At 40.7% G+C, this 12,904-nt stretch carries 17 protein-coding genes; 7 read left to right on the plus strand and 10 right to left on the minus strand.

The annotated features are described in order from the left end of the window. The 3 genes from VNZ46_RS04230 to VNZ46_RS04240 all read left to right on the plus strand — a co-directional run. On the plus strand, window positions 1-192 hold a 192-nt coding region (locus VNZ46_RS04230; RefSeq protein WP_325558865.1), incomplete at its 5' end, for a hypothetical protein. A 2-nt stretch (window positions 193-194) separates the two neighbouring features. Then, window positions 195-329, plus strand: a complete 135-nt coding sequence (locus VNZ46_RS04235; protein ID WP_325558867.1) for a hypothetical protein — start codon at window positions 195-197, stop codon at window positions 327-329. 11 nt (window positions 330-340) lie between these two features. Continuing rightward, the gene (locus VNZ46_RS04240; RefSeq protein ID WP_325558868.1) at window positions 341-793 is read left to right on the plus strand and encodes an Hsp20/alpha crystallin family protein; all 453 of its coding nucleotides are present in this window, start codon (window positions 341-343) and stop codon (window positions 791-793) included. A 55-nt stretch (window positions 794-848) separates the two neighbouring features. Here the strand turns inward: VNZ46_RS04240 and VNZ46_RS04245 are convergent, their stop codons facing one another. The 7 genes from VNZ46_RS04245 to VNZ46_RS04275 form a co-directional block, all read right to left on the minus strand. After that, window positions 849-1,760 carry a metallophosphoesterase family protein gene (locus tag VNZ46_RS04245; protein WP_325558869.1) on the minus strand — a complete coding sequence of 304 codons (912 nt, stop codon included), beginning with the start codon at window positions 1,758-1,760 and terminating at the stop codon, window positions 849-851. A gap of 108 nt (window positions 1,761-1,868) precedes the next feature. Next, on the minus strand, window positions 1,869-2,276 hold the full coding sequence (locus tag VNZ46_RS04250; RefSeq protein ID WP_325558871.1) for a DUF3592 domain-containing protein: 408 nt from the start codon (window positions 2,274-2,276) through the stop codon (window positions 1,869-1,871). Between the two features lie 3 nt (window positions 2,277-2,279). Further along, the gene (locus VNZ46_RS04255; protein WP_325558872.1) at window positions 2,280-2,711 is read right to left on the minus strand and encodes a DUF3592 domain-containing protein; all 432 of its coding nucleotides are present in this window, start codon (window positions 2,709-2,711) and stop codon (window positions 2,280-2,282) included. Between the two features lie 28 nt (window positions 2,712-2,739). Then, on the minus strand, window positions 2,740-2,979 hold the full coding sequence (locus VNZ46_RS04260) for a hypothetical protein (protein WP_325558873.1): 240 nt from the start codon (window positions 2,977-2,979) through the stop codon (window positions 2,740-2,742). 160 nt (window positions 2,980-3,139) lie between these two features. Next, window positions 3,140-5,437, minus strand: coding sequence for a GH92 family glycosyl hydrolase (locus tag VNZ46_RS04265; RefSeq protein WP_325558874.1), 2,298 nt, complete (start codon window positions 5,435-5,437; stop codon window positions 3,140-3,142). A gap of 18 nt (window positions 5,438-5,455) precedes the next feature. Then, the gene (locus VNZ46_RS04270) at window positions 5,456-6,130 is read right to left on the minus strand and encodes a basic secretory protein-like protein (RefSeq protein WP_325558875.1); all 675 of its coding nucleotides are present in this window, start codon (window positions 6,128-6,130) and stop codon (window positions 5,456-5,458) included. A gap of 153 nt (window positions 6,131-6,283) precedes the next feature. Next, complete coding sequence (locus tag VNZ46_RS04275; RefSeq protein WP_325558876.1) at window positions 6,284-7,309, minus strand: LacI family DNA-binding transcriptional regulator; 1,026 nt, start codon at window positions 7,307-7,309, stop codon at window positions 6,284-6,286. 96 nt (window positions 7,310-7,405) lie between these two features. On the opposite strand from VNZ46_RS04275, the gene VNZ46_RS04280 reads away from it, so the two are divergent. Together VNZ46_RS04280 and VNZ46_RS04285 are read left to right on the plus strand one after the other, a co-directional pair. Further along, window positions 7,406-8,722 (plus strand): gluconate:H+ symporter, encoded by a 1,317-nt coding sequence (locus tag VNZ46_RS04280; protein ID WP_325558877.1) that lies wholly within the window; start codon window positions 7,406-7,408, stop codon window positions 8,720-8,722. After that, window positions 8,719-9,201 (plus strand): gluconokinase, encoded by a 483-nt coding sequence (locus tag VNZ46_RS04285; protein WP_325558879.1) that lies wholly within the window; start codon window positions 8,719-8,721, stop codon window positions 9,199-9,201. Before VNZ46_RS04280 ends, VNZ46_RS04285 begins: the two co-directional genes overlap by 4 nt. Here the strand turns inward: VNZ46_RS04285 and VNZ46_RS04290 are convergent. Continuing rightward, window positions 9,198-10,511: a BamA/TamA family outer membrane protein gene (locus tag VNZ46_RS04290; protein WP_325558880.1), complete on the minus strand. Its 1,314-nt coding sequence runs from the start codon at window positions 10,509-10,511 to the stop codon at window positions 9,198-9,200. The genes VNZ46_RS04285 and VNZ46_RS04290 overlap by 4 nt on opposite strands. Window positions 10,512-10,676: 165 nt before the next feature. Next, entirely contained in the window at window positions 10,677-11,210 is a 534-nt protein-coding gene (locus VNZ46_RS04295; RefSeq protein WP_325558881.1) for a CHRD domain-containing protein, read from the minus strand. A gap of 269 nt (window positions 11,211-11,479) precedes the next feature. Between VNZ46_RS04295 and VNZ46_RS04300 the strand changes: the two genes are divergently transcribed. Then, window positions 11,480-11,902: a VOC family protein gene (locus tag VNZ46_RS04300; protein ID WP_325558883.1), complete on the plus strand. Its 423-nt coding sequence runs from the start codon at window positions 11,480-11,482 to the stop codon at window positions 11,900-11,902. Window positions 11,903-11,930: 28 nt separating this feature from the next. Here VNZ46_RS04300 and VNZ46_RS04305 read toward each other — a convergent pair whose 3' ends face one another. After that, the gene (locus tag VNZ46_RS04305; RefSeq protein WP_108554732.1) at window positions 11,931-12,179 is read right to left on the minus strand and encodes a hypothetical protein; all 249 of its coding nucleotides are present in this window, start codon (window positions 12,177-12,179) and stop codon (window positions 11,931-11,933) included. A gap of 346 nt (window positions 12,180-12,525) precedes the next feature. Between VNZ46_RS04305 and VNZ46_RS04310 the strand changes: the two genes are divergently transcribed. Beyond that, window positions 12,526-12,904 (plus strand): sigma-70 family RNA polymerase sigma factor (locus VNZ46_RS04310; protein ID WP_325558884.1); only part of this gene is annotated, 379 nt, incomplete at its 3' end.

The raw sequence follows: 12,904 nt of genomic DNA on the forward strand, positions 1-12,904 counted from the left end.
TTTGTAATGGCGGCAATGGTTTTTGGAATTGCACTGATTGTCATCTTCAGACAACGTAAACGGGAATTCTTTAGAAACAGGCTTGCCGATTATGGAAACGGGTATCAAAAGATTGTACCTATAGACAATCAGTGGTACAGACCAGGTGTAGCACAAAAAGGTTTGGTAAGGGATATTGATATTAACGATTAGTCATGATGAGAGCATTCAGAATAGTATTGACACTGCTTGTTGCAGGAGTAACTTTTTACGGATTAAATGCATTGGCGGTGCAAAAGGGGTATCCAGACCGGCTGGATTTTAAAATGAACATAGTAAATCACAATTAAAACAAGAAAACATGTTTAACGAACATAGACATCATTCATCAAGAATGCACAGAGGCTGCGGCCGTAGAGGAGGAAGATTTGGCGGACCTTTTGGAGCTCACTTCAGAGGTCACGGACAGGATTGGTTTGGCCAGGATACCAGAAGGGTACCCGCAAACATTGAAGAAACAGAAAATAGTTTCCTGGTACATCTTTTTGCCCCCGCTTTGGTTAAGGCACATTTAAAAGTAGCCACCAAAGACGATGTGTTAACCATCAGTTATACTCCGGATGAAAATGAACAGACTGAAACAAAATTCAGCAGAAGAGAGTACAGCAATGGTGCTTTTGAAAGGTCTTTTGCCTTAAATGGAAAGGTGATGACCGACGATATAACTGCCAGTTATGCTGATGGCGTACTGAAAGTGGTATTACCTAAGAACCCGGAAACAAATATTCCAGGGCAGGATATTCCTGTAGATTAGGATTTGTTTGCAGTATTTTTAAAAAGTCCCGGTCCAAAAAAGACCGGGACTTTTTTTAGTAATTCACATAAGATTCATCAAAAGTACCGTCAGCATACAGGTCCAGAAGTCCATAGCCTGGAGCTGTTTCTCTTTTATTCCCGTTCCACCAGGCTCCGCTTACTGCGCCATTGCAGATATAGGTTACGCCGTTATAAACAACTTTGTCTCTCAGATGTATATGGCCGCTGAGACATAGTTTTACATTAGGATACTGATAGAAAAGTTTAATGATTTTGGCGGTATCGGTATGCATATCTCCACCAAGCATTTGCCATTTGTTTACAATATCGTCTTCTATCATTAGGGTCGCCGTTAAGATAGGAATATGCGACATGATCAGCACAGGCACATTTGAAGGGGTATTCTTTAATTCGTTTTCCAACCAGCTGAACTGGGCGTCGCCCAGTTTTCCAATGTACCAGGTACCATCAATATCCAGGTGCACACTGTCGAGCAGGATAAATTTCCAACCATTTTTGCTGAAACTATAGTAAGGATTGGAGAGGTGCAGCTGGTCCATTGCATATTGTTTGCCGTAAATAGCCTGGCCTTTGTTGCTCTCATCCCACCAAATATCATGATTGCCAAGGCAATACTTTACCGGGATACTACATTCTTGTTGCAGGATATGATGGGTCAGTTTCCATTGGTCGTTAATGGTACTGAGCTGTTCTTTGTTCATATCAAAAACGATATCACCGCCGTTCAGGATCAAGTCGGCCTTTGGAGATTGCTGCTGTACGTGGTGAAGGCATTTGGTATACCTGGCTGGGGCATCCAGGTGATTTTTAAGGTGAATGTCGGTGAGATGGGCAATGCGAAGTACTGGTTTTTTTTCATGCGATGATGAACCAAAACTGATCGATGGGGCCAGTAGCAGGCCTCCAATACCACCAATACTCTTAAGTACTGATCTTCTTTTCATAAATGTATATAGAGCTAAATTTTACGTTTGAGTGAATGACTAGCACATGCACCCCGCGAAATTAAGCAGATCAGATTTGCTTTTAGCTTAGGCTATGTTATGAATATATTAAGTGTTCAGGTATCCCAGAAGCAGGAAATACCCCAGTCCGGTAATGGTTAAAGCCATTCCCAAACCCAAGAGTAGGATAATCCAGTTAAACAGCCAAAAATAGGTCATTGGTCTGGCTTCTTCTGGTTTTCCAGGCGGATAGATCAGGGGCATGCGGTCTCCAACAGACCAGGAGGAAGGAGCGCTGGATTCGTGGTGCACGTAAAGAAATTTTTCATGATGAATACTGGTGAATTCAAAAACAGGCTGATATAAGGTATCTCCATCCTGAACGTTTTCTTTTAATTCAGATACTCTTCCTTCGACCCGTTCGCTATTTTTAACAAAGGCGATTTTTGCCCTTATGGAATTGACTGAAATGATCAGCAACAAGATACCGGCTAAGAGGAGGGCTATATAAATCATATTTTACGAATTTAACGGGCGTTTTTGCAGGTAATTCTCTAACAAATATTGACCTATTGCCATGGTCATTAAGAATACACCAAAGCCCATGAATACAATCGTCCAGCTGAAAACACCGAAATAAGTGAGCATTCGGGCAGAATTTGGATCTCGCGGATCGTATACGAACATCGCCTGCTCTCCAATATCCCAGCTGGGAGGGTTGGTGGAAGAGGTATGGAAATAAGTGAATTCCTGGTTGTCTTTTGTTTTTATTTTAAAAACCGGAGAATAGCTTGTGCCCGTATCTCCTCCGGATAGTTCTTCAAGCCGGGTAACGACACCAGGTGCCCGATCGCTTTTTTCTAAGAATTCCAGGGTATCCTTTAGTTTATATAAGGAAACAGCAAGCAGAATGCAACCTGCAATTAATGAAAAAATGGGATTAAATTTCATTAGAAACATGGCCGTATTTTATGTTTTATTACGTCGCTTGTCGGCTTAGCACCTCGAAACTGCCATATAAAGCCATTTCAGCAGTATGGTGGACAGAAAGGTTAAGTTTCAATCTCTCGATGAGTTCTTTTGCCCCGGCAATACTCTGATGAAGGTTGTTGGTACCCCTTACCTCTATGCCGCGGGTTAATGTCTTGAATTTTGACGGCTCAAATTTGTCAATGAAACGTTGAAGATCTGCACTGAGTAAAGTATCTTTTTGTTGCATATGTTTGGTTTTTATACAGCAATAAGGTTCACAAGAGGCAGAATGTTTGGAATAGATTTGCACAAGAAGGGGGTTATCCACATCTGGTATTTTAAGAGGCTAATTTTCAGCAATGTAAAAGGCCTCCCTTTTTTGAGGGAGGCCTAGAATGTTCAGGTATTTATTTGTGTTTCTTGTCCATATAAAAGGTGAGCTCTCCGCCATTCATGATATCGGAATGGCTGATGGAGGGGCTGGTGAGTACTTTCCCGTTTAATACCATCTTTTGAACATATACATTTTTTTGGCCCTGGTTCTGTACATGTATGGTAAAGGTTTTCCCGTTTTCGAGATTGATGGTAGCACCATCTACTGCCGGGCTGCCGGTAGCGTATTGATCTGATCCAGGGGCAACAGGATAGAAGCCCAGTGAACTGAAGATGTACCAGGCGCTCATTTGTCCGGTATCATCATTTCCACCTAAACCATCGGGTGTTGGTTTGTACATAATAGGCAGGATCATTCGGATTCTTTCCTGTGTTTTCCAGGGTTTGTCTGTCCAGTTGTACAGATAGGCCACATGGTGCGAAGGTTCGTTGCCATGTACATAGTTTCCAATAATCCCATCTCTGGTGATGTCTTCTGTTTCCTCGAAATATTTATCTGGCAGGTGCATGGTAAACAGAGAATCAAGGTAAGTTGTGAACTTCTTGTTGCCACCCATGAGTTTGATCAGTCCTTTGGGATCCTGGGGAGCAAAAAGGGTATAGTTCCAGGAGTTGCCTTCGATAAATCCTTCGTTAATGGTGCTCAGGGGATCAAAGTTTTTTCTAAATGTACCGTCATTGAGTCTTGGGCGCATAAACCCGGAGGCTTTATCAAATACGTTTTTGTAATTCTCAGAACGTTTGATGAATTCCAGGTAGATGTCGTTCCTATTGAGTTTTTTAGCGAGTTGGGCTATAGCCCAGTCGTCAAAGGCGTATTCCAGGGTATTGGATACAGAAATTCCTGTTTTTTCATCCGGAATGTAACCCTTATCTATATATTCACCTATGCCCTCATAATCTCTTTTTCTTGCTGTGGCTACGCAGGCATCTAAAGCTTTGTTTAGGTTGAGGCCTGGGTTGACGTTTCCTTTGATAATGGCATCTGCCAACACGGTTACGCTATGGTAACCGCTCATACACCAGTTTTCATTTCCGGAATTGGACCATACAGGCAGCATGTGTTCTGCGCTTTGATCAAAATGAGCCATCATGCTTTGGACCATATCTGCATTGCGCTTTGGTTCTATGATGTTGAACAGGGGATGCAGGGCGCGGTAAGTGTCCCAGAGGGAAAAAGTAGTGTAATTGGTAAAACCCTCGGCTTTGTGTACGTTTTGATCTAGACCTTTGTATTGCCCATCAACATCCATATAAACGGTTGGATTGATCATGGTGTGGTACATAGAGGTATAGAAGTTCTCTTTGATTTCTTTATTTCCGCTGATCTCTATTTTGTGCAATTGACTTTCCCAGAGTTCCTGTCCGTCATTTTTTACCTTGTCAAAATCCCAGCCTGGAATTTCTGTCTGCATATTGTTCATCGCACCTGCCATGCTTACAGGTGAAATGGCAAATTTGATCTTGATCTTTTCACCTTCTTCTGTTTTAAAGTCGAAATAAGTTCTGATCTGTTTACCGGCTATTTCAGGGAAGTTCTCAGTTTGGCCAAATTTACCCCAGAAGCCGCGGTATACTTCTTTTTTATCATATTTTTTGTAGCCGGATTTAACAAAAGGTTTGTTAAACTGCATGGCAAAATACAAGGTTCTAGTTCTTGCCCAACCGTTGGTTTGTCTGTATCCTATTACCGTGGAGTCATTGAGGATACGGAGATAGGTCCATATATTCTTATCCTCATAGTTATATATCCCTGCCATCAGGTCGAATACAATGTGTGCCTGATCTGATTTTGGGAAGGTATATTGATGAAAGCCTACTCTGGTACTGGTGGTCATTTCTGCTGTGATGTTATGGTCGTCGAGTTTTACTTTGTAGTAATTTGCCTGGCTGACCTCGTTCTGGTGAGAAAAACGGGAGCGGTATCCACTGCCTGGCTGATCAGCTGTACCGGGATTGAGTTTTAGTTTGCCTGTAATGGGCATAATTAAAAAATCGCCCAGATCGGAGTGTCCTGTACCACTGAAATGGGTATGGCTGAAACCGCAGATGGTTTTATCATCATATTGATAACCTGCGCAATACTTGTATACATCCGGATTGTATTTGCCATTAAGCTCATAGCTGATCGTATCCGTTTCGGGGCTCAATTGCACCATTCCGAAGGGCACTGTCGCACCCGGATACACGTGGCCCATGCGTTGGGTACCAATGATTGGATTTACGTAGGGTACCAGTTTTTCAGCCTTTTGAGCTTGTGCCTGTCCGTAAATTACAGGACTTAAGAGTAGGGCTAAGAGAAGTTTGTTCATCTGTGTATAGAATATTGATTAGGATAATTCAGGATGGGCTGTATAAGCAGTCCATAATTCATCTACCGTTTTACCGGTCTCTTTTTTCCAGCTGTTATCAGTAAAAGTATGTTCGCGTAATTGTTTGTCGAGGATTTTGACCAGACCTGGTTTTACATTCTTTTCCAGCCATACCAAAAAGCGTGCTGTAGTACGATAGGCATTACTGTAATGTTGCGTTGGTTTAAATGCAGGTAACTCCCAGTGTGCTCCAGCGTTGTCTACTCCGAATTTATACCGGGCATAATCTGCGATGCCTTCAGTTAGCCAGCCCGGACCACCGCTGTTGCCATAATCCTGTACTATGTGCATCACTTCGTGAGTCACCACATCGATGTCTCCAGGGTGTTTTGCCATATATTTTGAACTGTATACCACTCTTGCATTGGCCGTTGCCGCTACGCCATCGTAAGCGGTATCGATCACAAATGTAATGTCTTTGGCTGTTTTTTTATTGTACTCTTTTTCCAGCTTCGGATAGACCGTAAAAAAGGTTTCAATCAGTCTGTTCTTTAGATGCTGATCAAGATTTGCCTCCTGGTTGATGAAGGTGAGTTTGTAACCTTTTTTTTGAATAACTTCAGTAGATTGGGCGTGAGCAAAGGAGCTGCATGCGATTGCCAGACAGGTGGTTAGTAAAAATTTTTTTTTCATTTTATGGGTTGTAGCGGTTTAAATGGTATTCCTGGTGAAGGTTTGATAAAACGTTTTATCAAAAGTGGTAAAAAAAAACCTTTTTTTAAAGATTAAAAGTAAATCTATAAAATAATTTTTGAATTAAATGAAAAGCATCAGCACTCTAAACCACTAGGTAAGGCTAGACGTAGATCCGCGTTTGATGATTTCTGCCGGGATTTGAAGTTTAATATTTGAAACATCAAAATTACGATCGTTTAAACTTGACATCAAAAGATCAATAGCGGATTTTGCAATTTCGTAAGTTGGCTGTTTTACAGAAGTGATTCCCGGAGGATAAAGTTCAAATAATTCATTGTCGTCGAAACTCATGACCCCTAAATCTGTAGGGATTTTTAGCTTAAGTTCGTTGATGCTTTGAAGACCGATAATGCCCAGATAGTTGGTGCTAAAAAAAACGGCATCCAATTTTGTTTGCCTGGTTAAAAAATCTTTGACGGCTTCTACGGCTTCCGTTCTTTCACTGTTGTAGGACAAATTAAAGATCATTTCTGAATCTTCTGTGAGTCCATTTGCTTTTATCGCTGCATGGTAACCCTTTAGCCGCTCCTGTAACTGCACAAGGTCCAGCTCTGGTGTTACAAATCCAATATTTTTATACCCAGAGTCGGCAAGGAACTGAATGGCCTGATAGACGCTGTTGTAATTGTCAACCAATACATGGGGGATATCAATCCCCGGAAAGTAACTATCGACTAATACAACGGGTTTTTCATTGCTGATTAATTTTTGTATTTCTTTCTCCAGTCCTTTGATGGGAGTAATGATGTATCCGTCGACAAGTTGATTGGAAAGCATTTTGATTACATTCTTTCCTTTTTGAATATTATTGTCCGTGCTGCAATACACTACACCGTAACCGGCCTTTTCTGCTTCGTATTCAATAACTTTTGCCATTGTTCCAAAAAAAGGTCCACTTATGGTTTCTACAATTAAGCCGATCACTTTTGATTCTCCCGTTCTCAATCCAACTGCCATGCGGTTAGGTTCGTAACCATTTTCAAGGGCTACATCGAGTATTTTTTTTCTTATATCTGCACTGATCCGGCCTTTGCCGTTTAACACAAAAGATACAGTGGTTATAGAGGTGTTTGTCAGTTTTGCAATATCTTTTATGGAGATTTTCTTCTTAATCATGGTAACGGTACATTTTTTAAATATATAACAATTGGTTAAGGTGTTGAACAAAAAATTGAACATAATATTTACCTTACGTCTAAAATTCTGGAAAATATGCTGTTAACAATTCTTGTAGGAAGTGTGTTGTTGTTGCTTTGTTTGATCCTTGTCTTTAAGATCAATGCTTTATTTGCGCTGATCATCACTTCTATAGCCGCCGGATTTCTGCAAGGTATGTCTGGTACTGCTGTGGTTAAATCTATAGAAGATGGCATAGGTAGTACGCTTGGACAATTGGCCTTAATTTTAGCGATGGGTGCTGTACTTGGAAAATTGTTGGCCAATGGTGGGGCAGCACAGCAGATCACCACTTATATGGTTAGGTTTTTTGGAGTAAAGAATCTTCAGTGGGCCATGGTGATTACGGGTTTGCTGGTTGGAATTCCTTTGTTTTATAATGTTGGATTTGTGGTGTTGGTCCCCTTTGTATTTATGATTTGTGCGTCAACGGGCTTGTCTGTTTTGTATGTGGCTATTCCTCTGCTCACCGCACTCTCGGTTACGCATGGTTATCTGCCTCCACATCCTGGCGCTACTGCAATTGCTGTTTTATATAAGGCAGACATAGGTAAGACGATGATGTATGGTGGGCTGATTTGCGTCCCGGCTATTGTTATTGGCGGGCCTTTGTTTTCCAGAACCTTAAAACAGATTAAACCAGATCCGCCAAAGGGACTTTTTAATCTCAAATTTTACCCGGAAAATGAACTGCCCGGTTTCGGTGTCAGTTTGATAACGAGTCTTCTTCCTGTTTTTTTAATTGGTCTGGCAACAGTTACACAGGTTGTATTGGAAAAAGGTTCAGCGATGGGTTCTTTTATTGCATTTATAGGCCATCCGGTTATTGCTTTGTTGATCTCTACTTTTTTCGCCATTTATACAATGGGTATAAGGCGGGGGCAGAAGATGAAAGACTTGATGGATCAGGCAGAAGAAGCCTTAAAAAGCATTACAATGCTGTTGTTTATTATAGGCGCGGCAGGTGCATTTAAGCAGGTACTTGTAGATGGTGGAATTGGGGATTATATATCGAAACTGGCTTTGGCTTTGCCATTTTCGCCGCTGCTGCTGGTTTGGTTCATTGCCGCTGCGATACGGGTCGCTTTGGGCTCTGCGACGGTTGCCGGTTTAACTACTGCGGGGATTGCGATTCCAATTATGCAGTCTACCCATGTGAGCCCTGAATTGATGGTTTTAGCTACTGGTGCGGGGAGTCTGATGTTTTCTCACTTGAACGATCCCGGTTTCTGGATGTTCAAGGAATATTTTGGTCTGAGCATTCGCGATACCATCAGGTCCTGGTCTTTAATGGAAACTATTGTGTCTGTTGTCGGTTTAATAGGGGTTTTGATCTTGAATATGTTTATATGATATATATTTTTATGGGGGTTTCTGGTTGCGGAAAGACGACGCTGGGCAAATTATTTGCGGAGAGAATGCAGCTTCCTTTTTATGATGCGGATGATTTTCATCCGGAATCCAATGTTCAAAAAATGAAAAATGGAATTTCTCTGGACGATAGAGACAGAGCACCCTGGCTCCAGGATCTGGCCCGGCATATCATTTTGTGGAATGGATTGGGAGGAGCAGTGCTGGCCTGTTCTGCCTTGAAAGAGTCGTACAGACAAATATTAAGCTTAAATAAAAACATACCGATCAAATGGGTGTTTATACAAGCAGACTTTGAGACGCTTGAGCAGCGTTTAGCGAATAGAAAAGGACATTTTTTTAACCCTTTGCTTTTAAAATCTCAACTGGAGACACTGGAACCACCTGATTATGGCATTCATCTCTGTGCAAAGGATTCTTTGGTTCAACAGCTGAAGCAGTTACATATACTGATTGATTAAAAAGCTTCGTTTAAGCCCAGAAAGAAACCACGTGCGCCGTAATTGCCAAATGCATAGTCCAGACACAGATTGGTTCGGGTTGCTTTATTGAAGAGTACACGTAAGCCTGCACCTCCTCCAGGTTGCCACTGCTGGAAAAGTTTTGTTCCAAGATCATCATTTGCGGTTTGGATATTGAAAAATGTAACCCCGCTAAGAAATTTGTTCCTGGTTATTGGAAAACGGTATTCCAGTTCAGAATAGAAGTACTTTGTGGCCTTAAAATAGCCTACAGTGTAACCTCTTCCGCTTCTGAAGCCCGTATCTTTGCCTGTACCAGGCAGTTCGAGGTAAGGCAGTGCACCACTGATCAGATAAGAACCCCAATTCCAGAAGGCCAGGACATGTTCCGGATTTCTTTCGGAAAGGCTCCAGTATTTTCGGAAGTCCGTATTGAATTGTACGGCACTTTTGGTACTGCCCATCCAGGTCTGATTGACACGGAAACCCGCATCTGCATACATACCTTTATAGGCACGGTTTTGATTGTCACGGGTGGTATACTGCAGGTTAAACAAAAGTCCGTTGGAGGAATAGTGGTTGCGGTCAAATCCATATCTGTCGCTGTAGATATTATAAGGGGTCAGATTGCTGGTATCTGCTTTATTTTCAATCTTTCTTCTGACATCGAAAGAAACTCCTGCGCCCACAAAAAGATTGTCGAGAATTTGCTTGTATACTTTTTCTCTGAAGTTATAGTAGAGGGCATGGAGTACATAGCCTTTACGTCCGGGATCACTTAAAATCAGGTTTTCTTCGCTATCGGTCGCTGCGCGTCCAATACCTAATCCAAAATCCGGTGTCACTGTTTTTGCAACCACAAGGCTTCCCTGAAAATTCCATCGGTTCCCAGGCGTATAGATATTATGGCTTAGATAAAAGTAAATAATGCCTTTTGTGGTAATGGAGGCCGAGGTAGCGGCAATAGACATCAGTGTGTTGGATTCATGCCCCAATACACGTCCGGCAACGGCTTTAAGACCTATTTGTGCGCCTATGCTCGGATTGTAAGCAAAATTAGGCATGGGTGTAATTCCTGATTTTTTGTGCTGTAGATTTGGCTTTTTATTGGGGTGCAAAATATGATGAAGCAGGTCTGCAATATCATATTGTGTATTTGTGCTGTCTGCGGGTTTTTGCTTTTTAAGACTGTCCCTTTGTAAGGAATCCTTTTTTAAAGAATCAAGGGAAACATGGTTTTGACTATAAAGGTAACCATTCCAGGACAGGCATAAAATCAGAGATAAAATTTTCAGAGATTTGAATTTCAAAATTTTCGGGTTATTTGTTGATCAAGTAGTTGTCTGTTTAAAACCCCGAAATCTAAAAAAAGTTTTATTTCATAAATAACCATTGATTCACTGGATAAACAGATGGATCAACTGCCAGTACAACTGCAGTACAAATGAGTTGATCCATCTGTAGATTAAAGGCAATTAATAGCCGTTGCCGCTACCAGTGCCTGTGCTGGTGTTCATAAGTGTGATATTTGCCCTCATTTCTCCAGTTGGGAATGTCGAGCTATGGATATTTACATACCATTTTCCAGCTAAAAGCTGTGCAGCTTCAGTGTCTGTTAATGCTCTTGTTGTACCTGAAAGAGATCCTGAGCTGGCGGATGTAAAGCCAGTAATCTCTATCACAATTGGGGAACTGGTGGTATTGCCGCCGGTATCTGATCCATGAAAGTGCATGCCTGTTGTTGTTGCTGTAGTTGATCCTAGCTGCCAGTTGAGTGTATAAGTTATTGTTTTGGTGTCTGAATAATAAATGATGTTGGCAGTGCCTGTACCTGTAGTAGTCACCGCAGGTACTTCGTTAGCTCCATTTAATTGCACATTTGCCGTATAGGTTTGGCGTGTCGGTGCAGCAGGTGCGTTGTCATACTTTTTACAGGCAGAGAACAGAAGTAAAAAAATGCCGGCTACAGCAATTTTGGTGTAGGTCCGTGTTTTTAAATAAGTTTTCATAATGAACAAATAAAATTGTTTCACAATTACTCCGATTGAGTAAAACGGGATTATAGAAAGAAGGTCGGCCCTATTTACTCATCTTCATTTCTATTTACGTGTACGTAGCAAGTATTGAAATGGTTGCTGCATATTGAAGTATAATTTGCATTTGTAAAAGTAGGCCGTCACAATTGCCCTTATTTTTGTCTTAAAATACCCCCGGTTCTTATGTTTAATATGGTATTTTTGTGTAAATCAACAAGCATTAACCTTTAAAACAGAATATTATGGCAGCAGTGAATCCGTATTTAACTTTCACAGATAATTGTGAAGAGGTATTTAATTTTTACAAATCTGTGTTTGGCGGGGAATTCCTTACGCTTATGCGTTTTGGAGATGTCCCAAAAGATTATCAACCAGGAGAGGGAGAAAATCAAAAAATTATGCATGTGGCTTTACCTATTGGAAAAGATACAGTGTTAATGGGGAGCGATACGCCCGCTTCGATGGGCACAGTTCAACAGGGAAATAATTTAAGTATCGCAATTAAGCCAGATAGTGAACAAGAAGCCGATCACCTGTTTAATGGCCTTTCTGCAGGTGGGCAAATTTCTATGCCCTTAGGTAAAGTTTTTTGGGGAGCTTATTTTGGGATGTTTACCGATAAATTTGGTATCCATTGGATGGTCAACTTCGAATATGAAAAATAGCAATAAAGAACAGGTATAAGCTTATTGCTTATACCTGTTTTGGATTTTCCAGATATGCTTTTAAAACTTGTTTTAAATAAATTTCGGGCTTAGGCATTGTTATAATCGTTCCCGGTTCTTTGTCCTGAGAGTGTTTAATGTAGTTTGCCTTAATTTTGCCCCAATCCTTGGAATACAGCTGTATAAACTTCTCAACGAATTGTTGGTCTGTATAATCTTTAGGAAGTTTACTAAGCACAACTTCTATTTTCTCTTCTTTTCTATGTAATACTGCCATAAGAATTTTTAATCTTTTCCAAAGTTACGAACAAATTTCTTGTCTTTTGTCCTGATTTCTGGGCTAAATGTATTAATCATAAGAAAAAATAATTCAAACAATCTTTATCTATTCGAGTTTATAGAAAACATTTTCCTATCAAAAACGAAACGATGTTAAAGACCTTTATAAAAATGAAAGCCGGGTAGAGGCGGCAAATTACATAAATATAGTAGAATTGCAATAGAGCATGTTGAACAAAACATGTCTTGTGGGATTATTTTGTTTAATGTTTTGTTAATCAGTTATTTGTATTATTTTTTTGGTATGTGTTTTGCTTAAGTTTTTTTATAAAATCTTCTACATTATGAAACAAGCAACCACTCTTTTTACACAGCAATTGAATAGTTTTAGCGGAAGCCTGCATGCTTTTGCACTAACCTTTACCAGAGATGATGAGGATGCCCGGGATCTTGTGCAGGATACTATGGTGAAAGCCATTCGTTATTCTGACTTGTACGAGGAGGGAACCAATATGAAGGGCTGGCTTTTCACAATTTTAAGAAACACATTTATTAACAGCTACCGCAAGAATTCCAGGTCTGGAGAGATCTTTACAGTTTGTGAGGAGATTTCATCTGCACAACTTAAGAAAAGCGCCTCGCTAAATGAAGGAGAGAATAAATGTATGATGGATGACATTCAGTATGCGCTAAAAAAATTACAACCGGAATATTATGTCCCTT

It is taken from the genome of Pedobacter sp., from assembly GCF_035566355.1.
Taxonomy (GTDB): Bacteria; Bacteroidota; Bacteroidia; order Sphingobacteriales; family Sphingobacteriaceae; genus Pedobacter.